Here is a 23,618-nt window from a genome sequence, read left to right on the forward strand (position 1 = left end):
GGGCCGGGGCGGCCGAGCGCGCCCGCGCGCCCCCGGGTGCGGGGGGGGGCCCGCGGGGCCGAGGGGGTGCGCGTGTGTGGGGCGGGGCCGGCGCGGGGCCCCCCGGGCCGCCGTGAGCTGCGCCTCGACGCCCACCGCAGCGGGCTGGACCGGCGCCGGGAGGTGTGTCTGCGCCGGCTGGCCGTCTGCCGGATCCCGTACGGCGAGGAGGGCGAGGTGGCGGGGGTGGGCGACGCGGGCCCGCTGACCACACGCTGGGTGGTGGCGTGGACTCCGTCGACGGCCGCGATGCTCGACCTGGCGGGTGTGCACGGGGTGACGCTCGATCAGGCGGCGGCGGGGATGCTGCGCAGGCGGCACGCGGCGGAACGGCGCGCGGGCGGGCCGACGGCCGCCCAGGCGCTGGCCGGGCTGATGGAGGCGGCGCTCTGCGGGCTGCCCGAGTGGGCGGCCGAGCGGCTGGCGGAGCTGGCCGGGGTGCTGCCGGAATCCGGCACCCTGCCCGAACTGCTGGCGGGTCTCGCCCTGTTGGACCGGATCAGGTCGGGCCATCTGCCCGGGCTGCCGGAGGGCTGGGAAAGGGCCGCGCTCGACGCGGCGTACGAGGAGCTGACCACGGCCGGGGTGCGGGCGCTCGACGGGCTGGCGGGGTCCACGGACCCGGCGGACGCGCGTGCGCTGGTGTCGCTGGCGGACCGGGCGACCGCGACGCTCGCCCCGGGCGCGCCGGGCGGCGGCGGGGGGCTGCGGCTCGACGCGGCGCTGCGGCGCCTCGACACGGAGGGGACCCCACTGGTCCGGGGCGCGGCGGGGGCGGCCCGGGTGCTGCTGGGGCAGCGGGAGGTGACGGGGTTCGGCGTCCGGGTGGCGTCCCGGGTGGACGACGCGACCACCCCCGCGCGCCGTGCCGAGCTGGCGGACTTCCTGCGTGGAACGCTGCTGGCGGCGGGCCCGTTGCTGGAGACGGGCCGTGCGCTTGATCCGCTGCTGGAGCGGGTCGAGTCGCTGCCCGACCGTGCCTTCCTCGACCGGCTGCCCGCGCTGCGGGCGGGCTTCGACATCCTCTCCCCCGCCGCCAGGTCCCGACTGCTGGACGCGGTACGGGACCGTACGGGCCTCGCCACGGGCACCCTCCCGCCCGCGTTCGCGGACCCCGCTGCGGCGGCCCTCCTCGCCGCGGCCGATCTGGCGGGCCGGGAGGCCCTGGCGGCGAGGGGCTGGGGCGGTACGACGCCGGGCGCCGGGGACGGCGCGGTGGCACAGGGCGCGGTGGACAGTGGGCCGGCGCGCGGCTCCTCCGTGGCCGAGCCCGGAGCAGCGGGCTCCGCGCAGAGCGTCGCGGCGGAGGCGGAGGGGGCTCTCGGCGCCGGTGTCCGGTGGCGGTTGCTGCTCGGGAAGGGGCGGGGGCTGGGCGGCCGAGCCGGACGGATCGCCGGGGCGCTCGACGAGTTGTACGGGTACGGGCGCGGTGAGGGCGCCCGGGGCGAGGAGCGGGACGGGGGCGCGAACACGGAAGGCGGCGGAGGCGGGACCGGAGGCTCGTTCCCCGATGTGCGGTCCTGGTCGGAGGAGTTGTCGGCGCTGTTCGGGCCCGGCGTACGGGAGGAGGTGCTCGCGGCGGCCGCCGACGCGGGGCGGCTCGACGCCGCCCTCGAACTCGACCCGGCGGGCGCCCGGCCCTCCGTGGAGCTGCTGCGTACGGTCCTGTCGTACGCGGGCGGCCTCCCCGAGGGGCAGCTCGCCCGGCTGCGGCCCCTGCTGGCGCGGCTGGTCGCCGAGTTGACCCGGGCGCTCGCCAGCCGGATACGTCCCGCGCTGACCGGGGCGGCACATCCGCGTCCGACCCGGCGCCCCGGTGGCCCGCTGGATCTCTCCCGTACGCTGCGGGCCAATCTGGCGACGGCCCGCCGGGACGCGGAGACCGGGGCGGTGACGGTCCTGCCCGAGCGGCCGGTCTTCCGCAGCCGGGGCCGCAAGTCGGCGGACTGGCGGCTGATCCTGGTCGTGGACGTCTCGGGTTCGATGGAGGCGTCCACGATCTGGGCGGCGCTCACCGCCGCCGTCCTGGCCGGGGTCCCGGCGATCAGCACCCACTTCGTCGCGTTCTCCACCGAGGTGATCGATCTGACCGACCATGTGGACGACCCGCTGAACCTGCTGCTGGAGGTCCGGGTCGGCGGGGGCACGAACATCGCGCGCGGGCTGCGGCACGCCCGGGAGCTGATGACCGTGCCGTCCCGCACGCTGACCGTGCTGATCAGCGACTTCGAGGAGGGCGGCCCGGTCTCCCCGCTGCTCGCCGAGGTGCGGGCGCTGGTCGACTCGGGCTGCCGTGTCCTCGGCTGCGCCTCGCTGGACGACAGGGGGCGGCCCCGCTATTCGGTGGGCGTGGCAGGGCAGTTGGTGGGGGCGGGCATGCCGGTCGCGGCGCTGAGCCCCCTGGAGCTGGCCCGCTGGGTCGGCGAACAAGTAGGAGGTGCGTACCGATGACGGATTCCACCACAGGACCCGTGGGGTCCACGGCCGTACTGCCGCCCGTGGCCCCCGAGGTCGCGGCGGGGGCGCTCGATCTGCTGCCCGCCCGGCTGCGCAAGCGGGTGGACGGGGCGGTCGCGAAGGTGGCCGGCCGACCGGTGGAGACGGCCCCGGAGGGTGTCCTCGTCCGGGTCGCGGAGGACACCACCGTCACGCTGCGGGTGACGGACGGGATCGTGGCCGACGCGGAGAGCGCGGTCTGCAACTGTCTGCTGGCCCCGGCCTGTCTCCATCGCGCCGCCGTGCTGTCGGCCGCGCCCCTCGCGCTGGGGAGCGGCGCGGCGGACGGCGGGGCGGAGGAGACCGGGACGACGGAAGCGGGCGCGGCGGGCCCGGCGGGTGCGGAGGCCGGGGCCGCCCCGGAGGCCGGAACACATGGGGCCGGTGAGGCCAGTGGGGTCGATGGGGTTCGGCTCGACGGTGTGCGGGGCCGGGCGTTGCGTGCCCTCGGGGAGGCCGCGACCGCCGTGCTCGTCTCGGGTGTCGGCGGGTCCGGCGCCGTGCACCGCGCCGAGCTGCTGCACGCCGCGCACTCCGCGCGTCTGGCCGGGCTGCCCCGGCCCGCCGCCACCGCCGTCCGGATCGCGCGTCAGCTCGGCGAGGCCCGTTCCGACGATCCGGCGTTCCGGCTCTCCCGGCTCTCCGGGGAACTCGCCGAGCTGCTCGATCTGGTGCGCCGCCCCGCCGACGCGGCGGCGCCGGCCCGCCGCGACTACCGGTCGGAGGGGCCGCTGCGGCTGTACGGGCTGTTCACCGAGCCGGTCGTCACGGCGTCCGGATACGCGGGCGCGACCGTGTACGCGCTCGCCCCGGACGGCACGCTCCGTACCCGCTCGGACGTGGCTCCCGGCGGGCCCGGACGGGCCCTCCAGGCGTCGGGGACACCGCTGCCCGGCGGCTGCGCGCTCACGTTGCGGGAGCTGGGCGACGGCGCCGGGGTGATCCTCACCTCGCCGACGGTCTCGCCGGACGGGCGGATCGGCGGGGGCGGGCAGGTGCGTTCCGTACGGGCCGAGGGGGCGGGGTGGCGGGAGGGGCCGCTCGCCGCGCTCTGGGAGCGGCCACCGGCGGCGCAACTGGCCGCGGCGCTCGCCTGGTCGGCGGAGCCCTTCGACTCCCGTGGCGCGGGCGGCGATCTGCTCTTCCTCGACGGCACCCTCACCGGTCCGGAGCCCGGTGGCGGCGCCGCTGGGTTCGCCGTGTCCGGCGGGCCCTTGCTGCGGCTGGCGGCACCGGACGAGCGGCCCGAACTGCCGTACGCGGAGAACCTGGCGCTGTTCGCCGCCCGCCCCGGACTGGCCCTGCGGCTCGTCGCCCGGGTCGTACCGCACCGCCCCGACCTCGTGCATGTCCTGGCCGCGTGCTGGACGGGCCACGACGGGGAGGACGTCCGCGCGGATCTGGGGCTGCGCCGGCTCAACCGCTCGCACCTCCCCGCCGTACGGGGGGCGGGGCCCGCGCGGACCGCCCCGCCACCGGCGCTCCCCGTCGAGCTGGATCTGCTGCGCCGGGCCGTGGACCGGGCGGTGGCGGGCGGGCGCGCGGTCTCCGCCGCCGCCGTGGAGGACGAACTCCCGCGCCGGCTGCGGGCTGTGGGCCTGCACACCGGCGCGGAGCGGGCCCTCGCCCTGGCCGGGGCGGCGGCGGACCGCCGTCACGACGTGCTGGGCCGGCTGCTCCCGGCGGACCCCGACGGGTTCGCCCTGGCCTGGCTGGCCGCCTCGGTCTACACGGCTGCGGCGACCGAGGCGCTGCTGCTGGCCGCCTGGTCACCGCCGGAGATACCGGAGTCCGCCGCCGGCTGATCGGGAACGGGTCGGCCTCCAACGCGGGGAGGCGGTACGTGAACCATTCGGCGCGGCTGATCGTCGTACAGGAAGGTGGCCGCCCGGGTCTCCCGGGTCGGTCGGCCCCATCGGGCCGGACCACCGCGGGGAGGGACCATGCGGCTGCCCGGACCGGCGAAGGCGCTGAGGGCGGTGGAGGCAGTGAGGGCGGCGAAGCCGCTCAAGGCGGTGCGCGCCCGGCTGCGTGAGCCGCGCTCGCGGCGGCGCGCCGTGCAGGCGGCCATGCTGGCCTGCGTTTCGCGCTGGCGCCCGCGGGCTGGATGCACGCGGTCGCGGACGGCCGGGTCCGTACGGTCGCGGACGCCCCGGCCAGGGACGTCGCGGTGGTCTTCGGCGCCGGGCTGCGGGACGGCGGACCGACGCCGTATCTCGCCCACCGCCTCGACACGGCCGCCGAGTTGTACCGCGCGGGCCGGGTGAAGGTCGTGCTGGTCACCGGGGACAACAGCCGGACGGAGTACGACGAGCCGGACGCCATGCGCGCCTATCTCGTGGAGCACGGCGTGCCCGACCGGCGGATCGTGAGCGACTACGCGGGGTTCGACACCTGGGACTCGTGCGTCCGGGCCAAGAAGATCTTCGGGGTGGAGCGGGCGCTGCTGGTCACGCAGGGCTTCCATGTCCGGCGCGCGGTGGCACTCTGCGGGTCGGCGGGGATCGAGGCGTACGGCGTCGGGGTCACGGAGCCGCGTGACGTGACCTGGTACTACGGGGCCGTACGGGAGATCTTCGCCGCGGGGAAGGCGGCGGCCGACGCCGTCACGGACCGGCAGCCCACGTTCCTCGGACCGGCCGAACCGGGGGTGGCGGAGGCGCTGGCCCACGCGCGGGGAGGCACGGTCGCCACGGGGAGCGGTCCGGCGACGGACGCCCCGGACACCGGTTCTGCGGGGCCGGGGTGATCCCCGCGCTTTCTACGGGGCCGGGGTGATGTGCGCGAGCCAGTCGCCGCCCGCGATCAGCCGCCCCCGGCGCCGCAGGTCGCGTGCCGTCCTGGGCGCCGCGAAGTACACCCAGGCGCGGACCGCGGTGCCGTCGGCGCGCAGCATGTCGCGGGCGGCCCGCTCGTAGAGGTTGCGTGGGTCGCCCGGGGCGCGGTACCCCTCCAACTCGTCGAGTACGGAGAGGAGTTCGGCGTAGGCGCTGCTCGCCGCCGTCACCAGCTCCCCCACGACAAGCGCCCCCGGGGCCGCGCCGGGACCCGTACCCGCGCCGGGGCTCTCGACCCCGCCGGGGCTCTCGACCGCGTACGGGTAGCCGGGGCCGTCGTACAGCAGCGCCCCCGCGAGCCCGGCCGGCTCCTCGCGCACCGTACGGCCGCGCAGGAACAGGTCGTGGTTGTGTTCGCCGGGCCGCAGCGTGCCGTAGACGAAGAACGGCAGCGGCCCGTCGGACGGCCCACCGGACGGCTCTCCGGGCGACGAGCCGGACAGGTCGGGTGCGACCTCTGTCATGCCCTGCCCGTCTCCTCCGTGACCCACGCCAGGTACTCCGCGCTCCCCCGCACCACCGGCGTGGCGATGATCTCGGGCGTGTCGTAGTCGTGGGCCGCCTTCAGATGTGCCTCCAGCGCGTCGTAACGCTCCACGGTCGTCTTGAAGAGGACCTGCCACTCCTGCGCGGTCTCGATCGCACTCCGCCAGCGGTAGACGGAGGTGACCGGTGCGGAGATCTGCGCGCAGGCGGCGAGCCGCGCCTCGATCACGCCCCTGGCCAGCTCCTCCGCCTTCTCGGCGCTGTCGGTCGTGGTCAGCACGGTCAGATGTCCGAAGGACGGGAGTGACGGGGGCGACGGCGGTGACGGGGGTGACGGGGGCAGGGTCACGGGCGGGGCTCCTTCGGGGTCGCGGGCCGGCCGGTGCGTTCCGCGGGTGTCCCGGCGGTCGCTCCGGCCGACGTTCCGTACGGCGGGGAACGTACCCGGCGGTGGTACCACACCTCCGGCCCGGCCCGCACGTCCCGTCTCAACCCCCGTACGGGCGGACCGACTTCGCCTCGCGCAGTGCGAGGGCCCACCACGCGAGCCGGTCGAGCATCGCGGTGGCCGCCGCGTCGCTGCCCGTGGGGTCCTTGGGCCGGCCCGTGTCGTCGAAGTGGGCGCCCGCGCCGTGGAAGGAGACGGTGTCCCGGACGGTGACGGCGTGCAGTTCGGCGAAGACCTGCCGAAGCTGCTCCACCGCCCGCAGACCGCCGGAGACCCCGCCGTACGAGACGAAGCCGACGGGCTTGGCGTGCCACTCGGCGTAGTGCCAGTCGATGAGCGACTTCACGGTGGCGGGAAAGGAGTGGTTGTACTCGGGCGTGAGGACGACGAACGCGTCCGCCGCCGCCAGCGGCGCGGTGACCTTGGCCAGTTCGGCGCGGACGGCGGGCCCCGGGCGGGCGGAGAGGGCAGTCGGCAGCTCCACCCGCGCGAGGTCGATCAGCTCGGTGGTGAAGTCGGGGCGCTCGGCGGCGCGGGAGAGGAACCAGTCGGCGACGACGGGGCCGAAGCGTCCCTCGCGGTTGCTGCCGAGGATGACGGCGAGCCGCAGCGGGGCGCCGGCGGCGCCGGGCGCCCCGTTCGGGACGGACTCGGCGGAGGACGAGGGCAGGGCGGCGGCAGAGGCCGAGGGCAAGGTGGCGACGGAGGACGAGGGCAAGTCGTCGGAGGAGGACGAGGGCAGGGCGGCGGTGGAGTCCGTGGCGGACCCGGTCGTGGGAGGCATACCCGGAGCCTGCTACCTCGACCAAGATTGAGGTCAAGGCCGGGGCGGCGCGCCGGTCAGGCCGTCCACTGGTCGTACGCCAACTTCGCGACCAGCGAGAACACCACCACCAGCAGCACCCCCCGGACGAACTCGCTGCCCTTGCGGAGCGCCATCCGCGCGCCGAACATCCCGCCCGCCAGGTTGAAGACCGCCATCAGCCCGGCGAGCTGCCACAGCACCGTGCCCTGGTACGCGAACATCGCGAGCGCCCCGGCGTTGGTGCAGACGTTCACGATCTTCGCGGTGGCGGAGGCCGTCACCAGATCCAGGTGGAGCACGGCGGTGAGCCCCAGCACGAGAAACGTTCCCGTACCCGGCCCGAAGAGCCCGTCGTAGAAGCCGATCCCCCCGCCCACCAGCACGATCGCGAGGACCGTGCGCCGACGCCCCACCGGGCCGCCCGCCTGCTCGCGGCCGAACGACGGCCGCAGCATCACGAAGGCGGCAACCCCCAGCAGCACCACCATGATCACCGGCCGCAGCGTCTCGCTGCTGATGCCGGCCGCGAAGAACGCGCCGGTCATCGACCCGGTGAGGGCCATGAGCCCGATCCTCACGGCCGTCCGCACGTCCACCGGCGCCCGGCGCGCGTACGTGACCGCCGCGCCCGTGGTGCCGACGATCGCCACGGCCTTGTTGGTGCCGAGGATGTGCGCGGCGGAGACCTGCGGCAGGCCGAGCAGCAGCGCGGGCAGGAGCAGCAGCCCTCCCCCTCCGACCACGGCGTCGATCCAGCCCGCGGCGGCTGCGGCGAGGCAGAGCAGGATGAGCACGGTCAGCGATATGTCGGGCATGTGCGCGACCTTATGGAGGACATACATGGCCTGTCCAACGACATCATCGGCCACTCCTGCCCCACCGCGCGGCGCCCGCCCCCGACTCCCACGCCACCGCGCGCGGCGCCCGCCCCGCCTCCCACGCCTCCGCCCGCCCCCGCCTCCCTCACACCCGTCCGCCCCGCCTCCCTCACACCCGCACGCCCCGTGCGCTGAGCGCAGCGTTCCGTACGGGAAACGGGGGCGATGCGGCCGGGTAACAGCCACCGCGCAGGCTTCCAGCCACGACCTACCGATGGAGGCCCCCGAGATGTCCACCCCCACGATCGTGGTCGTCGGCCACGGAATGGTCGGCCAGCGGTTCCTGGAGGCCCTGGCCGAGCGCGGCGTGACCGGGCGGGCCCGGGTCGTGGTGCTCTGCGAGGAGCCGCGCCCCGCCTACGACCGGGTGCGGCTCAGCTCGTACTTCGACGGCCGTACGCCCGAGGATCTCGCCCTCGCCGAACCGGACTTCATGGAACGCCACTCCATCGAGCTGTACGTGGGCGACCCGGCCGAGGCCGTGGACCGCGCCGCCCGTACGGTCACCTCGCGGGCCGGGCGGGTCTTCGCGTACGACACGCTCGTGCTGGCCACGGGCTCGTACCCGTTCGTACCGCCCGTACCGGGCAAGGACGCGACCGGCTGCTTCGTCTACCGCACCATCGAGGATCTGCTCGCGATCGAGGAGTACGCGATGACGGCCCGCACCGGCGCGGTCGTCGGCGGCGGGCTGCTCGGGCTGGAGGCCGCGGGCGCGCTGAAGGGGCTCGGGCTCGCCACGCATGTCGTGGAGTTCGCACCCCGGCTGATGCCGGTGCAGATCGACGACGGCGGGGGCGCGGCCCTGCTGCGCACGATCGAGTCGATGGGGCTGACGGTCCACACGGGGGTGGGGACGCAGGAGGTGACGACGGACGCCGACGGGACCGTCACCGGGATGGCCTTGTCGGACGGCTCGGTGCTCGACACCGATCTCGTCGTCTTCTCGGCGGGTGTGCGCCCGCGCGACCAGCTCGCGCGGGACGCCGGGCTGACGGTCGGCGAGCGCGGCGGGATCGCCGTCGACGCCCAGTGCCGGACGTCCGATCCCGCCGTCTTCGCGATCGGCGAGTGCGCGCTGGCGTCGGACGGCCGGGTGTACGGGCTGGTGGCGCCCGGGTACGAGATGGCGACCACGGTCGCGGACGTCCTGGCGGCGGACGGGGACGGCACGGACGGGGACGGCACGGACGGGGACGGCTTCACCGGCGCCGACCTGTCGACCAAGCTGAAGCTGCTGGGCGTGGACGTGGCGTCGTTCGGCGACGCGCACGGCGCCACGCCCGGCGCGCTGGACGTCGTCTACTCCGACCCGCAGGCCGGGATCTACAAGAAGCTGGTGGTGGACGGGGAGGGCACCCTGCTCGGCGGGGTGCTCGTCGGGGACGCCGACGCGTACGGCATGCTGCGCCCGCTCACCGGGAGCGTACCGCCGGTCTCCGCCGCCCGGTTGGTGGTGCCGGCCGGGCTCGGCGCCCCGGCGGCGATGGGCCCGGAGTCGCTGCCGGACGAGGCCGTGATCTGTAGCTGCCACAACGTCAGCAAGGGCGCCGTCTGCGCCTGCTCGTCACTGGCCGAGGTGAAGAAGTGCACCAAGGCGGGTACGGGCTGCGGCAGTTGCGTCAAGGTGATCGGCCAGTTGCTGGCCGCGAACGGCAACGGCCCCGCCGACCAGGGGCTGTGCGGCTGCTTCCCGTACACCCGGAGCGAGTTGTACGAGATCGTCCGCACCCTGCGCGTCACCTCCTACGCCGAGCTGCTCGACTCGCACGGCCGTGCGGGCGCGCGCGGCGGGGACGGCTGCGAGATCTGCAAGCCGACCGTCGGCTCGATCATCGCCTCGCTCGCCCCGGCGCTGGGGGTGAGCGGCTATGTGCTGGACGGCGAACAGGCCGCGCTCCAGGACACCAACGACCACTTCCTCGCCAACATCCAGCGCAACGGGTCGTATTCGATCGTGCCCCGGATCCCCGGCGGCGAGATCACCCCGGAGAAGCTGATCGTGATCGGGGAGGTGGCCCGGGACTTCGGCCTCTACACGAAGATCACCGGCGGTCAGCGGATCGACCTGTTCGGCGCCCGTGTGGACCAGTTGCCGCTGATCTGGACCCGGCTGGTGGACGCGGGTTTCGAGTCGGGCCACGCGTACGGGAAGTCGCTGCGGACGGTCAAGTCCTGTGTGGGGCAGACCTGGTGCCGCTACGGCGTGCAGGACTCGGTGAAGATGGCGATCGACCTGGAGCTGCGCTACCGGGGGCTGCGCTCGCCGCACAAGCTGAAGTCGGCGGTGTCCGGGTGCGCGCGCGAGTGCGCGGAGGCGCGCGGCAAGGACTTCGGGATCATCGCGACGGCGAGCGGCTGGAACCTGTACGTCGGCGGCAACGGCGGCGCCGACCCGCGCCACGCGGATCTGCTGGCGCAGGATCTCGACGACGACGGGCTGGTGCGGCTGATCGACCGGTTCCTGATGTTCTACATCCGCACCGCCGACCGGCTGGAGCGCACCTCCGCGTGGCTGGAGCGGATCGAGGGCGGCCTCGACCATGTGCGCGACGTGGTGGTCCATGACTCGCTGGGGCTCTGCGCGGAGCTGGAGTCGCTGATGGCGGCCCATGTCGCCGGATACCGCGACGAGTGGGCGGAGACCATCAACGACCCGGAGCGGCTGCGGCGGTTCGTCTCGTTCGTCAACGCGCCCGACGCGCCGGACCCGTCGGTGAAGTTCGTACCGGAACGCGATCAGGTCAAGCCGGACCTGGTCTTCCTCACCCTGGAAGGGGCGACCGCCCGATGACCGCATCAGAGACGCTGGAAGTGCTGCTCGGGGACGGTACGTGGTTCCCCGTCTGCGGGGTGTCCACGCTCACCCCGGGGCGCGGGGTGGCCGCGCTGCTCCCGGACGGCCGGCAGGTGGCGCTGTTCCTGGACCGGTCGGGGGCGCCGTACGCGGTCTCCAACCGGGATCCGTTCTCCGGGGCGTACGTCCTCTCCCGGGGCCTGACCGGGACGCACGAGGGGCGGTTCTTCGTGGCGTCCCCACTGCTCAAGCAGCGGTTCGAGCTGGCGACCGGCCGCTGCCTGGACGACGAGGAGGTCGCCGTCCAGGCGTACGAGGTACGGGTGCGGGCGGGGGTACGGGACGAGGAGCTGGTGCCCGCTACGACGTAGTGCAGGCGGTGCCGTTGAGCGTGAAGCCGCTCGGGGCGGTGTTGGCGCCGCTCCAGGCGCCGTTGAAGCCGAAGGACGTCGAACCGCCCACCGGGATCGCCGCGTTGTGGGCGGCGTTGACGGCGGTGACCTGGGTGCCCGACTGGGTGAGGGTGGTGTTCCACGCCGAGGTGACGCTCTGGCCGGAGGGCCAGGTCCAGCGCACCGTCCAGCCGTTGACCGGGGTGGTGCCGGTGTTCTTCAGCGTCACGTCGGCGGTGAAGCCGGTGTTCCACTGGCTCTGCACGGCGTAGGAGACCGCGCAGCCGGTCGTCGGGGTGGGCCCGCCGCCGTCACCGCTCCAGCCGAGGGCTTCCGCGATGCCGTAATAGGCGGGCTTGGGCTGGAAGTCGGCGTCGTACGGGGTGGCCGCGCCCTGGCCCGGGAAGACGTCGGGGATCCATGAGTCGGAGTCGGTGAACCCCCACGCGGTGACGCCCTTGCAGCGCGCGACGGCCAGACAGGCGCTGGTGACGGCCTTGAACTCGTTTTTCTGTTGGGCGAGTTGGGCGTCGGTCGCGGGCAGCGTCATCCGGATGTCGAGTTCCGTGATCGCGACGTCCACCCCGAGGTCCGCGAAGCGCTGGAGGTTGGCCTGGAGGGTGGACGGCACCTGGCCGAGGATGAGATGTCCCTGGAAGCCGACGCCGTCGATCGGGACACCCTGCGCCTTGAGCCGCTGGACCAGTGTGTACATCCCGTTGCTCTTGGCGCCCGTGCCGTCGGTGTTGTAGTCGTTGATGTACAGCTTGGCCGCGGGGTCGGCGGCGCGCGCGGCCCGGAAGGCGTCGGCGATGTAGGACTCGCCGAGCTGGGTGTAGAACTTGCTGGCCCGCATCGTGCCGTCCTCGTTCAACGGCTCGTTGACGACGTCCCAGTGGTCGATCTTCCCCCGGTAGCGGGCCGTCTCGGTGGTGACGTGGTCGGTCATGATCGTGCGCAGTTCGGTGTCGCCGAAGGTGCCGTTGGCCAGCCAGTTGGGCATCTGGCTGTGCCAGACCAGCGTATGGCCGCGTACCTTCTGCCCGTTGGCGGCGGCGAAGTTCACCACCTGGTCCGCGCCGCCCCAGTTGAACGTGTTACGGGTCGGCTCGACCGATCCCCACTTCATCTCGTTGCCGGGGGTGATCGAGTTGAACTGGGCGCCGGTGATGCTCCCGTACGTACCGGTCAGCTTCGACGCGGTGACGGCGGTGCCGTAGTAGATCCCCTTGGCGGTGGCGAGGTCCCGCAGGACGGGATCGGCGGCGTGGGCGGGTGCGGCGAGTCCGACCACCGCGACGGCCGCGGCGGTCAGCGCGGAGAGGGTGGCCGCGGCGCGCGCCGCGACGGTACGGGCCCAGGGGCCGGGTCCGGCCAAGGCGCGGAGTGTCCTCACGATGGTCCCTTCTCGTGGAGGCTCCAGACGTTTCGGAAAGTTCCCTGAAACTTTCGAGCGTGCGCAGGGAGGAAGCTAGAGGTGCGGCCGACGTTCGTCAACGGGCACGGCGAAGCCGTCCGGCGCACCGGCCGACGGCCGTTGATCGGTGGTCGCCGGCAGGTGGCCCCCCCCCCGCCCCCCCCCCCCCCGCCCCCCCCCCCCGCCCCCCCCCCCCCCGCCCGGGCCCGGCCCCGCCGGGCGGCCGCCCGGCGGGCGGGCGTTGTTTGGGGGGGGGCCGCGCGGGCCCCCCCCCCCCGCCCCCACCGCCCTGCGACCACCGCCCTGCGACCACCGCCCTGCGCCCACCGGCCTACGGCTCGACACGGCGGCGCCCGCCGCCTCTCCGCGAGGCCCGCCGCCCCTCCACGGGGCCCGTCACCAACCGGCCGGCCCCCGGGCGGCGAGGACCTCCGTGGTGGCGCGGCCGTGCAGCAGGGCCGCGCCCAGCGGGGTCAGCGAGTGCAGCACGGCGTTGCCGTGGCGCAGGGTGACCACGAGGCCCGACTCGCGCAGTACACAGGCGTGCTGGCTGGCCGAGGCGAGCGAGACACCGGTCCTGCGGGCGAGTTCGCTGGTGGTCGCGCCCTGCTCGATGGCGTGGAGGACCGCGGACCGGGTGTGGCCGAGGAGCCGCCCGAGGGTGGGTCCCCCGCGCTCCGCGACGGCGGGCGCGTCGGAGTGGGTGACCGGGTAGACCAGCACGGGCGGCAGCGCCGGGTCCCGGGGGACCACCGCGGTGGAGCGGCAGAAGAAGGACGGCTGGAGCAGCAGTCCGCGCCCGTCCAGGCGCAGTTCGCGCTCCACGGGATAGTCGGCCTCCAGTACGGGGCCGCTCCAGCGCAGCATCGGCGGGAGCGTGGCGAGCAGCCGGCCGGCGCCTCCGTCGAGCAGGGCCCGGCCGCGCAGCGCGCGGTCGCTGTCGACCCTGGCCCGTATCTGCGGCCAGTACGGCTCGACGGCGACGCGGTAGTACGTACGCACCACTTCCACGAGCCGGGCCAGGCAGCCGGGGCCGCCGTCGGCGAGCGGGGCGAGCCGGCCGCCGGGGTCCTTGCGCGCCGGGCGCGCGCCGCCGGCCGGGACCAGGGCCAGTTCGGCACGGATCCGCTCCTGCGGGGTCGCGCGCAGCGCTTCGAGCCCCGCCGCCATGCCGAGGCGGCCTTGCGCGGGGGTGAGGAAATCCGGGAAATAGCCGCGCTGCGGAACGAGCGCCGAGAGCAGGCTTGTTTCACCTTTCAACCTGGTCCGTGTTTCCCCGCGCCATTCCCCGAAGACAAGCGGTCCGCGCCGATCCCGTATTCGATGAAAACTGAGAATCGTCTCCCACAGCGGATCGGGCCCGGCAGCCATCCTGACCCCACCCAGGTCTTTGCCGGTGAAATGAATACGCAGCACTTCTCATCCCCACCTGTTGCGTCCACCCTCGCGCCCCATCACTGAGTATGCACGCCATCACCTGCTGTTACCACGGTGTTTCAGCCACAGTTGAAACGGGTCGCGGAGCCCCCTCGACCGGCGAAAAGCTGTACCTCGTCGGGCATGAAACCTGAAGCGACCGAAAAGGCGCGACGGAGGCCGTGGGGGGCTTTGCGCGCTTGGCGGCGGTCGGTACGGGTTGCGGCTCCATGCCCGGCTCGCGTAATGGGCACGGCCGGTGGGTGGGGATCCTCCGGCCGTGCCCCTCTCCGTCGATTCGTATTCAACGACCGGCCGCGTTCCCCGGGCGTACGGGGAAGGCGCCGCACATTTCTTTACGGAGACATGACAGAGGCGGGCGCGCCGACATGACAGGGGCGGGCGCGCCGCACAGCGCGCCCGCCCCCTCTGTACCCCGGGGCCGCCCCCGCCGGCTCGGCGAGGGTGAGGGGTGAACCGCGGAAGCGGCCCCGGTGTCCGGTACGGGGCCGGCCGGCCCCGGGTTGCTAGCGCGAGTCGCTGCCGGCCGACTCCGCCGCAGCGCGTCCCGCCTCCAGCCGCGCCACCGGGATCCGGAACGGCGAGCAGGAGACGTAGTCGAGGCCGACCTCGTGGAAGAAGTGCACCGACTCCGGGTCGCCGCCGTGCTCCCCGCAGACGCCCAGCTTGAGGCCGGGACGGGTGGCGCGGCCCGCCTCGGCCGCGCTCCGTACCAGCGAGCCCACACCGTCGCGGTCGATGGTCTCGAACGGCGAGACCCCGAAGATGCCCTTCTCCAGGTACGCCGTGAAGAAGCTGGCCTCCACGTCGTCCCGGGAGAAGCCCCAGACTGTCTGGGTGAGGTCGTTCGTGCCGAAGGAGAAGAACTCGGCGGCCTCCGCGATCTGGGCGGCGGTCAGCGCCGCGCGCGGCAGCTCGATCATCGTGCCGAGCGACAGCTTGAGTTCGCAGCCGCTGGCGCGCTCGACCTCGCAGATGACCCGCTCGGCCTCCTCGCGGACGATCTCCAGCTCCTGGACCGTGCCGACGAGCGGGATCATGATCTCCGGGCGCGGGTCGCCCTTGGCGTTCCTGCGCTCGGCGGCGGCCTCCGCGATGGCCCGTACCTGCATGGCGAAGAGCCCGGGGATGACCAGCCCGAGCCGTACCCCGCGCAGCCCGAGCATCGGGTTCTGCTCGTGGAGCTTGTGGACGGCCTGGAGGAGGCGCAGATCGTTCTCGTTGTGGTCCTTGCGGGCCTCGGCGAGGGCGACCCGTACCGACAGCTCGGTGATGTCGGGCAGGAACTCGTGGAGCGGCGGGTCGAGGAGCCGGACCGTCACCGGCAGGCCGTCCATCGCTTCGAACAGCTCGATGAAGTCCTTCTTCTGGAGCGGCAGCAGGGCACCGAGTGCCGTCTCGCGCTCGTCCTCGGTGTCGGCCAGGATCAGCTTCTCGACCATCTCGCGCCGCTCGCCGAGGAACATGTGCTCCGTACGGCAGAGCCCGATGCCCTGGGCGCCGAAGCGGCGGGCGCGCAGGGCGTCCTCGGCGTTGTCGGCGTTGGCGCGCACGCGCAGCCGGCGGCGGCGGTCCGCGTACGCCATGATCCGGTGGACGGCCTCGACCAGCTCGTCGGCGTCGTCGGCGCCCGCGTGCATCCGGCCCTCGAAGTACTCCACGACGGGCGACGGCACGACGGGGACCTCGCCGAGGTAGACCTTGCCGGTCGAGCCGTCGATGGAGACGACGTCGCCCTCCTCGATGACCGTGGAGCCCGCGGTCAGCCGGCGCGCCTTGGTGTCGACCTCCAGCTCCTCGGCGCCGCAGACACAGGTCTTGCCCATGCCGCGGGCGACGACGGCGGCGTGCGAGGTCTTGCCGCCGCGCGAGGTGAGGATCCCCTCGGCGGCGATCATGCCTTCGAGGTCGTCGGGGTTGGTCTCGCGGCGGATGAGGATGACCTTCTCGCCGGAGCGCGACCACTTGATGGCGGTGTACGAGTCGAAGACCGCCTTGCCGACGGCGGCGCCGGGCGAGGCGGCGATGCCCCGGCCCAGCAGCTCGCGCTTGGCGTCCTCGTCGAAGCGGGGGAACATGAGCTGTGCGAGCTGGGCGCCGTTGACGCGCTGGAGCGCCTCGGCCTCGTCGATCAGCCCCTGGTCCACGAGTTGGGTGGCGATCCGGAAGGCGGCGCCCGCGGTGCGCTTGCCGACGCGGGTCTGGAGCATCCACAACTGGCCGCGCTCGATGGTGAACTCGATGTCGCACAGGTCCCGGTAGTGGGTCTCCAGGGTCTCCATGATGGCCAGGAGCCGGTCGTACGACTTCTTGTCGATGGTGGCGAGTTCGGCGAGGGGGACGGTGTTGCGGATGCCCGCGACGACGTCCTCGCCCTGCGCGTTCTGGAGGTAGTCGCCGTAGACGCCCTGGTGGCCGCCGGCCGGGTCGCGGGTGAAGGCGACGCCGGTGCCCGAGTCGGGGCCCAGGTTCCCGAAGACCATGGAGCAGATGGTGACGGCGGTGCCGAGGTCGCCGGGGATGCGCTCCTGGCGGCGGTAGAGCTTGGCGCGGTCGGTGTTCCAGGACTCGAAGACCGAGCGGATCGCGAGATCCATCTGCTCGCGGGGGTCCTGCGGGAAGTCGCGGCCCGCCTCGCGAGAGACGATCTTCTTGAAGTACGTGACCAGCTTCTTCAGGTCGGCCACGGGCAGGTCGACGTCGGTGGCCGCCTGCCGGGCCTGCTTGGCCTCCTCCAGCGCGTCCTCGAAGAGCTCGCCGTCGACACCGAGCACGGTCCTGCCGAACATCTGGATGAGCCTGCGGTACGAGTCCCAGGCGAAGCGCTCGTCGCCCGCCTGCGCGGCGAGCCCGGCGACCGAGGCGTCGGAGAGGCCGACGTTGAGGACGGTGTCCATCATGCCGGGCATGGAGAACTTGGCGCCGGAGCGCACCGAGACGAGGAGCGGGTCGTCGGCCTGGCCGAGCCGCTTGCCCATCCGGGCTTCGAGGGCGTCGAGATGGGCGCCGACCTCGTCGCGCAGGGCGGCCGGTTCCGTACCGCTGTCGAGGTAGATGTTGCAGGCTTCCGTGGTGATGGTGAAGCCGGGCGGGACGGGCAGCCCGAGGTTGGTCATCTCGGCGAGGTTGGCGCCCTTGCCGCCGAGGAGATGCTTCAGGTCTTTGTTGCCCTCGGTGAAGTCGTAGACGTACTTGGTCTGCTGGTCGGAGGTCTTCCCGGAGTTCCCCTGGGAGATGGCTACGTGGGAATCACTGTTTTCCGGCACGGTCTCGACTCCTCGACGACGCGGTGGCTGACCTGGCTGGCGAGGAACATACCCAGATCGAAGGTGCCTGGGTACGGCCACTTAACTGTCATACGGCCTTAACCGCCCGTCCGCCACCGGATCGAAAGCGCCCCGGCGGCGACGGGGCGCGCGGCGCTCCTTCACGCCTCGAAGCGGGCATGACCCGGACATGACTTCTCGCGCTCATATGAGCAGTGACATCGACGTCTGAGTTCACTTCTTGAAGACGGAAAGGGTGGCACGCCGTGCCACCCTTTCCAGAGGTACAGCCACGCAAGATCCGCTCATCTGAGCTTCTCCATCATCAAACGTGGCGAGAATCACGCCCTCGACGCGCCTCCCGGGCGCGCCGCGCTCAGCACCGTGCACAGCACCCCGAGATCGACGTCCTCCAGGCTCCCCGCGAAGGACCGCCCGGCCGCCTCGGGCACCGGCAGCGCCGAGGGCACCACCAGCACCGCGCACCCCGCCGCGTGGGCGGAGGCGGTGCCGTCCGGCGAGTCCTCCACCGCGACACACGCTCCGGGGCCGAGTCCGAACCGGTCGGCCGCCGCCCGGTAGGGATCGGGGTGCGGCTTGGTCCGTACGGTGTCGTCGGCCGAGAGGGTGAACGCGAACGGGACCCCGGCCAGCGAGCCCCCGACCACCGCGTCCACGACCGTCCGCGGCGACGCGCTCACCAGCGCGAAGGGCACCCCCGCGGTCTCCAGCTCGGCCAGCAGCCGGCGGACGCCGGGCCGGGGCGGCGCGCCCGCCTGCACCCGCCGGAGGAACGCCCCGGTCAGCTCGGCGGCGACGCGCCCCGGGGCCGCGGGGTCCGGTGTCCCCGTGACCCGGATCAGATGAGCGGTGGTGTCGGCGACGGCCCGGCCGACGACCTCCGGCGCGTCCGCGCCGGTGAGCCGGTGGCCGAGCGAGGCGGCGATCTCCTCGGCCGCCTCCCACCACAGCACCTCCGTGTCCACGAGGGTGCCGTCCATGTCGAAGAGGACGGCGGCGGGCGCCGTCACGCGCGCTCACCGCGCGCCGGTACCACCAGCACCGGGCGGCGCGCCGGTTCGACCCGGGCGCGTACCCCCGGCGCGAAGCCACCGGCGTCCCGCGACGCCACGTCCGCGTGGACGGAGGTGCCGCCGGGCAGGTCGAGCAGGACACGGGTGACCGAGCCGAGGAAGGAGGTGGAGACGACCGTGGCGGTGCCCTCCGGGTCGGCGGTGGCGGTGATGTTCTCGGGCCGTATCAGCACCTCCACCTCGGCCGCCCCGCCCAGCGGGGCCTCGCCGTCCACGGGCAGGACGACGCCCGCGGTCTCGACGGCGCCGTCGCCGCGCAGCCGCCCCGGCAGCCGGTTCATCGTGCCGACGAACTCGGCGACGAAGGCCGTGGCGGGCCGCTCGTACAGCTCGGCGGGCGGCGCGCACTGTTCGAGGCGGCCCGCGTTGAGCACGGCCACCCGGTCGGCCAGGGAGAGCGCCTCCTCCTGGTCGTGGGTGACGAAGACGGTGGTGATGCCCAGCGAGAGCTGGAGCCGCCGGATCTCCTCGCGCAGCGTGAGCCGCACCTTGGCGTCGAGCGCCGAGAGCGGTTCGTCCAGCAGCAGGACGCGCGGGCGCAGCGCCAACGCGCGGGCGAGCGCGACCCGCTGCTGCTGGCCGCCGGACATCTGGTGCGGAAAGCGGTCGCCGTGCTCGGGCAGGCCGACCAGATCGAGGAGTTCGGCCGCGCGGGTGCGCCGTCCGGCGGCGGAGACCTTGCGCACACGCAGCCCGAAGGCGACGTTGTCGCGGGCGTTGAGGTGCGGGAAGAGGCTGTACGACTGGAAGACCATGCCGGCGTCACGCCGGTTGGCCGGGACGCGGGTGATGTCCTCGCCGTCCACCAGCACCTCGCCCGCGTCCGGGTGTTCGAAGCCCGCGAGGACGCGCAGCGCGGTGGTCTTGCCGCACCCGGAGGGGCCGAGCAGGGCGAGGAGTTCGCCGGGCCCGGCGGTGAGGTCGAGTCCGTCGAGGGCGACGGTGGGGCCGAACGCCCGTCGCAGGCCGCGGAATTCGACGCGGGCGCCGGGCGCGCCCGTACGCTCCGCCGGCTGCCCGGCGGTGACCACCGAGGTGGGGGACATGGGGTCTACTCCTTCTCTGGGGCGGGGGACGGGGCGGGCGACGGCGCGGGGGTCGCGGCCGAGGCGCGCGCGCCGGCCCGGGAGAGCGCCAGCAGCAGCGCCCAGGTGATCAGCAGGCTGAGCAGTGACACCGCCACCGACATCCGGGCCTCGGAGCCCGAGACGGCGACGATCCACACCGCGAACGGCCGGAAGCCGAGCAGCGAGGCGATGGTGTACTCCCCCAGGACCAGCGCCAGGGTCAGGAAGGAGGCACCGGCCAGCGAGGAGCGCAGATTGGGCAGGATGACGCGCCACAGCACGTACGGCCTGCTCGCACCGCAGTTACGGGCGGCCTCCACCAGCGTGGTGACGTCCACGGCGCGCAGCCCCGCGTCGAGCGAGCGGTGGACGAACGGCAGCGCGAGCACCGTGTAGGCGAGGACCAGGACGAGCGGGAAGGACTCGTTCTGCACGGCGAGGAAGGTCTGGTAGAGCGGCGTACGGGAGAGATGGTCGGGCCCCCAGCGCAGCACCGTGGTGACCCCGGTGACCAGCGCGATCGGCGGCACCACCAGCGGCACCATGCAGACGACCTCGACGAGGGGCCGCAGCCGGGGCGCCCCGAGCCGTACCGCCACCAGCGCGGGCACCACCAGCAGCAGGGCGAGCACGATGGTCGCGGCGGCGAGCCCGAGCGAGAGCAGCAGGCTCCGCGTGAAGCCGTCGGCGGCCAGGATCCCGGTGTACGCGGCGAACGTGACGCCCCGTCCCGGGACATGGACGGTGAAGACGAACGAGGAGAGCAGCGGCACGAGGAAGTAGCACCCGGCCAGGGTCAGTACGGCGCCGCGCCAGACCCGCGGGCGGCGCCGGCCGCGTACGGCCCCGCCCCGCCCCGGCGTCGGCGGGGCGTGCGGGGTCCGCGCGGGGGCGGCGGTGGGGGTCAGTGCAGCCATCGGGTGCTCCGTCGCTGGAGGGGCAGGTAGACCGCCATCACCAGTCCGGCGATCACGATCATGTCGAGGCTCAGCGCGAGCGCCACGTTCTCCTGACCGACCAGGACGTTCCCGGAGAGCGCGTCCGCGATCTTCAGGGTGACCAGCGGTACGGAGCCGCCCACCAGGGCCGCGGCGGTGGCGTGCGCGGCGAAGGCGCTGCCGAAGAGCAGCACGAACCCGCCGAGCAGCGAGGGCGCGAGGACCGGGACCCCGACATGGCGCCAGAACTGCCAGGTGGTGGCGCCCGCGTTCTGCGCGGCCTCCCGCCACTGCGGGCGCAGCCCGTCCAGCGCGGGGAGGGTGACCAGCACCATCAGCGGGACGAGGAAGTAGAGGTAGATGACGGCGAGTCCGGTGAAGGAGTAGAGGTTCCAGCCGGCGCTGTCGAGCCGGCCGAGCCGGGTCACCACCCCGGAGATGCCGAGCGTGGCGACGAACGCGAAGGCGAGCGGGATGCCGCCGAAGTTGGCGAGCACCCCGGACGCGGTGAGGACGGCGCTGCGCAGGGCGCCGCCGCGCGAGGTGACGACGGCCTGCGCGACCAGCGCCCCGAGGAGGGTGCCGATCACGGCGGTCAGCGCGGAGAGTTCGACGCTGCCGGCCAGCGAGGTGAGGTACGGGCCCTGGAGGGAGCGCCGCAGATGCTCGCCGGTGAGGGCGGTGGCGCCGGTGGCCGCGTCGGCGCGGGTGACGGCCCCGTACAGCAGGGCGCCGACGGGCAGTCCGAAGGCGACGGCGGCGAAGACGAGGAGCGGGAGGGCGCCGAGCCAGGCGCGTGACGCCCGCCGTCCGCGGCGGGCGGCCCCCTCGGCCCCGGCGGACGCCGTGCCGTCGGGGGCCGCCTCGCCGGTGGCGGGGGCCTGGGCGGGGAGAGGGCCTGTCATCAGGAGACGGCCTTGTCCCAGTTCTCGGCGAGGGTCGCGTTGGCCTTGTCCAGCTCCTCGGCGGAGGGGAACGACGGGACGCCCCCGACCTCGGGCAGCTTGGCGACGAAGGTCTTGTCGGCGGTGCCGTCGGAGGTCATCGTGGGCAGCAGTACGGGGCGCGCGTACCCCTTCAGCCACAGGTTCTGGCCCTCGGCGCTGTACAGGAACTCCATCCACAGGCGGGCGGCGGCCGGGTGCGGCGCGTCCTTGTTGATGGCCTGCGAGTAGTACTGCGCGTAGACGCCGTCGCTCGGTACGGCGACCTTCCAGTCGACGCCCTTGCCCTTGAACTGGTCGGCGTAACCGGCGTTGAGGTAGTCCCAGTCGATGCTGATCGGGGTCTCGCCCTTCTCGACCGTGGCCGGGGTGGACTCGACGGGGATGAAGTTGCCGCTCTTCTTCAGCTTGCCGAAGAAGTCGATACCGGGCTGGATGTCCCCGAAGGACCCCTTGTTGGCGAGGGAGGCCGCGTACACGCCGCCGAAGGCCGAACCGGCCTTGGTGGGGTTGCCGTTGAGGGCGACCTTGCCCTTGTACTCGGGCTTGAGGAGATCGGCGAAGGTGGTGGGGCAGTTCTTGACGCGGGAGGCGTCGCAGCCGATCGAGACGTAGCCGCCGTAGTCGTTGAACCAGAGGCCGTCCTTCTCCTTCTGCGTCGCGGGGATCTTGTCCCACGCCTCGACCTTGTACGGGGCGAACAGCTTCTCGGCGGCGCCGCTGCGGGCGAAGGCGATCCCGAGGTCGAGGACGTCGGGGGCGCGCTTCTGGCCCTTGCGCGACTTGACGGCGGAGATCTCGTCGGAACTGGAGGCGTCCGGGTTCTCGCTGCTGACCTTGATCTTGTACTTGGCCTCGAACGCCTTGATGACCTCGCCGTAGTTGGCCCAGTCCGGCGGCAGCGCGATGGCGTTGAGCGTGCCCTCCTTCTCGGCCGCCGCGACGAGGTCCTTCATGGAACCGAAGTCGGCGGCGGAGGTGGCGGTGGCCGCCTTGTCCGAGGCGCCGCCGTCGGGCGCCGCACCGCACGCGGTGAGCCCGGTGAGGGCCGCCGTGCCGAGGGCCAGGGCGGAGATGAGTCTGCTGGGGGCGCGGAGGCCGGATCGGGTCACGCGGTGTCTCCCGGAGCGAAGTGGGTGGCGACTTGTTCATACAAGCCGGCATCAGTTCGCCCGGCTCAGACATCCGGCGGGTGAACGCCCGACGTCCGCGTCCCCACGAAGAGAGGAAGACCAGAGCCCCGGCAGAAGGGACAGTTCATCCGATCGCACTCCATGACGGGGGACGCACGGTCCGCGTCCACGGGTGGTTAGAGTGAAGGCCCACGCGCCGGTCAGGTGGCGCACCTGTACACAGGCAGGGCCGGACGGAGAGGGGCGGGGCGTGAGCGGTACGCGCTATCTGGAGATCGCGGAGGCGCTGCGCCGGTCGATCGCGGACGGCGTCCACCCGGTCGGCGCGCGGCTCCCGTCGGAGAGCGATCTCGCGGCCCGCTGGTCGGTCTCGCGCGGCACGGTACGGCAGGCCGTGGGCCTGCTCGCCTCGGAGGGGCTGATCGGCTCCCGGCAGGGGGCGCGCCGGGTCGTACTGCGCCAGGAGCGGCGCCACAGCTTCGCGCAGCTCAACAGCTTCGCCCAGTGGGCCGGGACGATGGGGCTCGACCTCTCCAGCCGCATCCTGAGCCGCACGGAACGGCCCGGCACGGCGGAGGAGACCTCCCGGCTCGGGATCGACCCCGGCAGCGCGGTGCTGTACGTGGTCCGGCTGCGCCGGCTCGACGGCGAGCCCGCGATGGTGGAGCGCACGGCGTACGCCCCGTGGGTCGCCCCGGTCGTCCTGGCGCTGCCCGTCGACTGCGTGTCGATCATGGACAGTCTCGCGGAGCGGGCCGGTGTCGTCGCGCACTACGGCGACCACCTCATCGACGCGGTCGCGGCGGGCAGCGAGGACGCCCGGCTGCTCCGGGTACGGCGCGGCAGCCCGCTGCTGCGCCAGCGCCATCTGACGAACACGGCGGCGGGCCGGGCCATCGAGTGGACCGACGACCGCTATCCGGCGGGCAGCGTCGTGTTCAGCGTCAGCAACTCGGCGGCGGCGACACCCCTGGAGCGGCACGCGGGCCCGGACGTGACCGACCGCCCCGGCCGGGCGTGACGGACGCGCACGCCGGATGTGCCCCCCGCCGCGCGGCGGAGCGGGGGCCCGGGCGGGGGCGCTGGGGGGGGGGGGGCGCGGGGGGCCGCGTAGCGGTCGGGAGGTGTGGGGGGGCAGCACGAT

The 23,618-nt window shown here is 73.8% G+C and carries 17 protein-coding genes and 1 pseudogene; 6 read left to right on the forward strand and 12 right to left on the reverse strand.

Annotated elements, in window-relative coordinates:
• From ACFXPK_RS16875 to ACFXPK_RS16885, 3 genes and pseudogenes are all read left to right on the forward strand, one after another.
• Nucleotides 1-2,490 (forward strand): annotated as a pseudogene (locus tag ACFXPK_RS16875) (DUF5682 family protein); the annotation flags it as partial.
• Nucleotides 2,487-4,340 carry a hypothetical protein gene (locus tag ACFXPK_RS16880; protein ID WP_385075983.1) on the forward strand — a complete coding sequence of 618 codons (1,854 nt, stop codon included), beginning with the start codon at nt 2,487-2,489 and terminating at the stop codon, nt 4,338-4,340. The pseudogene ACFXPK_RS16875 and the gene ACFXPK_RS16880, both read left to right, overlap by 4 nt.
• Nucleotides 4,341-4,642: 302 nt before the next feature.
• The gene (locus ACFXPK_RS16885) at nt 4,643-5,284 is read left to right on the forward strand and encodes a vancomycin high temperature exclusion protein (protein WP_385075986.1); all 642 of its coding nucleotides are present in this window, start codon (nt 4,643-4,645) and stop codon (nt 5,282-5,284) included.
• A gap of 12 nt (nt 5,285-5,296) precedes the next feature.
• Here the strand turns inward: ACFXPK_RS16885 and ACFXPK_RS16890 are convergent, their stop codons facing one another.
• From ACFXPK_RS16890 to ACFXPK_RS16905, 4 genes are all read right to left on the reverse strand, one after another.
• On the reverse strand, nt 5,297-5,836 hold the full coding sequence (locus ACFXPK_RS16890; RefSeq protein ID WP_385075989.1) for a gamma-glutamylcyclotransferase family protein: 540 nt from the start codon (nt 5,834-5,836) through the stop codon (nt 5,297-5,299).
• Nucleotides 5,833-6,201: a divalent-cation tolerance protein CutA gene (gene cutA, locus ACFXPK_RS16895; RefSeq protein ID WP_385076030.1), complete on the reverse strand. Its 369-nt coding sequence runs from the start codon at nt 6,199-6,201 to the stop codon at nt 5,833-5,835. Before cutA ends, ACFXPK_RS16890 begins: the two co-directional genes overlap by 4 nt.
• A 145-nt stretch (nt 6,202-6,346) precedes the next feature.
• Nucleotides 6,347-7,090, reverse strand: a complete 744-nt coding sequence (locus tag ACFXPK_RS16900) for an NADPH-dependent FMN reductase (RefSeq protein WP_385075992.1) — start codon at nt 7,088-7,090, stop codon at nt 6,347-6,349.
• 56 nt (nt 7,091-7,146) lie between these two features.
• Nucleotides 7,147-7,926, reverse strand: a complete 780-nt coding sequence (locus ACFXPK_RS16905; protein ID WP_385075995.1) for a sulfite exporter TauE/SafE family protein — start codon at nt 7,924-7,926, stop codon at nt 7,147-7,149.
• A gap of 292 nt (nt 7,927-8,218) precedes the next feature.
• On the opposite strand from ACFXPK_RS16905, the gene nirB reads away from it, so the two are divergent.
• Together nirB and nirD are read left to right on the forward strand one after the other, a co-directional pair.
• Nucleotides 8,219-10,783, forward strand: coding sequence for a nitrite reductase large subunit NirB (gene nirB / locus ACFXPK_RS16910; protein ID WP_385075998.1), 2,565 nt, complete (start codon nt 8,219-8,221; stop codon nt 10,781-10,783).
• The gene (nirD, locus tag ACFXPK_RS16915) at nt 10,780-11,157 is read left to right on the forward strand and encodes a nitrite reductase small subunit NirD (protein ID WP_384990460.1); all 378 of its coding nucleotides are present in this window, start codon (nt 10,780-10,782) and stop codon (nt 11,155-11,157) included. Before nirB ends, nirD begins: the two co-directional genes overlap by 4 nt.
• Here the strand turns inward: nirD and ACFXPK_RS16920 are convergent.
• The 8 genes from ACFXPK_RS16920 to ACFXPK_RS16955 all read right to left on the reverse strand — a co-directional run bounded on the left by ACFXPK_RS16920 (nt 11,147) and on the right by ACFXPK_RS16955 (nt 22,453).
• On the reverse strand, nt 11,147-12,556 hold the full coding sequence (locus tag ACFXPK_RS16920; protein WP_385076001.1) for an endo-1,4-beta-xylanase: 1,410 nt from the start codon (nt 12,554-12,556) through the stop codon (nt 11,147-11,149). The two genes, nirD and ACFXPK_RS16920, sit on opposite strands and share 11 nt — an antisense overlap.
• A gap of 435 nt (nt 12,557-12,991) precedes the next feature.
• Nucleotides 12,992-14,011 carry an ArsR/SmtB family transcription factor gene (locus ACFXPK_RS16925; protein WP_384990466.1) on the reverse strand — a complete coding sequence of 340 codons (1,020 nt, stop codon included), beginning with the start codon at nt 14,009-14,011 and terminating at the stop codon, nt 12,992-12,994.
• Nucleotides 14,012-14,538: 527 nt separating this feature from the next.
• Nucleotides 14,539-17,268 (reverse strand): pyruvate, phosphate dikinase, encoded by a 2,730-nt coding sequence (gene ppdK / locus ACFXPK_RS16930; RefSeq protein ID WP_384990610.1) that lies wholly within the window; start codon nt 17,266-17,268, stop codon nt 14,539-14,541.
• A gap of 371 nt (nt 17,269-17,639) precedes the next feature.
• Nucleotides 17,640-18,329 carry an HAD family hydrolase gene (locus tag ACFXPK_RS16935; RefSeq protein ID WP_385076004.1) on the reverse strand — a complete coding sequence of 230 codons (690 nt, stop codon included), beginning with the start codon at nt 18,327-18,329 and terminating at the stop codon, nt 17,640-17,642.
• A complete protein-coding gene (locus ACFXPK_RS16940) occupies nt 18,326-19,438 on the reverse strand; it encodes an ABC transporter ATP-binding protein (protein WP_385076007.1) in 1,113 nt (370 codons plus the stop codon). The genes ACFXPK_RS16935 and ACFXPK_RS16940 overlap by 4 nt, the downstream gene beginning before the upstream one ends.
• Nucleotides 19,439-19,443: 5 nt before the next feature.
• On the reverse strand, nt 19,444-20,376 hold the full coding sequence (locus ACFXPK_RS16945) for an ABC transporter permease (protein ID WP_385076010.1): 933 nt from the start codon (nt 20,374-20,376) through the stop codon (nt 19,444-19,446).
• Nucleotides 20,364-21,302 (reverse strand): ABC transporter permease, encoded by a 939-nt coding sequence (locus ACFXPK_RS16950; RefSeq protein WP_385076013.1) that lies wholly within the window; start codon nt 21,300-21,302, stop codon nt 20,364-20,366. The genes ACFXPK_RS16945 and ACFXPK_RS16950 overlap by 13 nt, the downstream gene beginning before the upstream one ends.
• Complete coding sequence (locus tag ACFXPK_RS16955) at nt 21,302-22,453, reverse strand: ABC transporter substrate-binding protein (RefSeq protein WP_384990479.1); 1,152 nt, start codon at nt 22,451-22,453, stop codon at nt 21,302-21,304. The genes ACFXPK_RS16950 and ACFXPK_RS16955 overlap by 1 nt, the downstream gene beginning before the upstream one ends.
• A 271-nt stretch (nt 22,454-22,724) precedes the next feature.
• Here ACFXPK_RS16955 and ACFXPK_RS16960 point away from each other — a divergent pair, with 271 nt between their 5' ends.
• Nucleotides 22,725-23,495 (forward strand): GntR family transcriptional regulator, encoded by a 771-nt coding sequence (locus ACFXPK_RS16960; protein WP_384990481.1) that lies wholly within the window; start codon nt 22,725-22,727, stop codon nt 23,493-23,495.
• Nucleotides 23,496-23,618: the final 123 nt, after the last annotated feature.

Origin of the sequence: Streptomyces sp. NPDC059142 (assembly GCF_042755665.1) — a bacterium.
In the GTDB taxonomy this organism is placed as follows: Bacteria; Actinomycetota; Actinomycetes; order Streptomycetales; family Streptomycetaceae; genus Streptomyces.

Coding starts and splice junctions, on each gene's coding strand:
- ACFXPK_RS16880 (WP_385075983.1), top strand. CDS start 2,487: ATGACGGATTCCACCACAGGACCCGTGGGGTCCACGGCCGTACTGCCG.
- ACFXPK_RS16885 (WP_385075986.1), top strand. CDS start 4,643: ATGCACGCGGTCGCGGACGGCCGGGTCCGTACGGTCGCGGACGCCCCG.
- ACFXPK_RS16890 (WP_385075989.1), bottom strand. CDS start 5,836: ATGACAGAGGTCGCACCCGACCTGTCCGGCTCGTCGCCCGGAGAGCCG.
- ACFXPK_RS16900 (WP_385075992.1), bottom strand. CDS start 7,090: ATGCCTCCCACGACCGGGTCCGCCACGGACTCCACCGCCGCCCTGCCC.
- ACFXPK_RS16905 (WP_385075995.1), bottom strand. CDS start 7,926: ATGCCCGACATATCGCTGACCGTGCTCATCCTGCTCTGCCTCGCCGCA.
- nirB (WP_385075998.1), top strand. CDS start 8,219: ATGTCCACCCCCACGATCGTGGTCGTCGGCCACGGAATGGTCGGCCAG.
- nirD (WP_384990460.1), top strand. CDS start 10,780: ATGACCGCATCAGAGACGCTGGAAGTGCTGCTCGGGGACGGTACGTGG.
- ACFXPK_RS16940 (WP_385076007.1), bottom strand. CDS start 19,438: ATGTCCCCCACCTCGGTGGTCACCGCCGGGCAGCCGGCGGAGCGTACG.
- ACFXPK_RS16945 (WP_385076010.1), bottom strand. CDS start 20,376: ATGGCTGCACTGACCCCCACCGCCGCCCCCGCGCGGACCCCGCACGCC.
- ACFXPK_RS16950 (WP_385076013.1), bottom strand. CDS start 21,302: ATGACAGGCCCTCTCCCCGCCCAGGCCCCCGCCACCGGCGAGGCGGCC.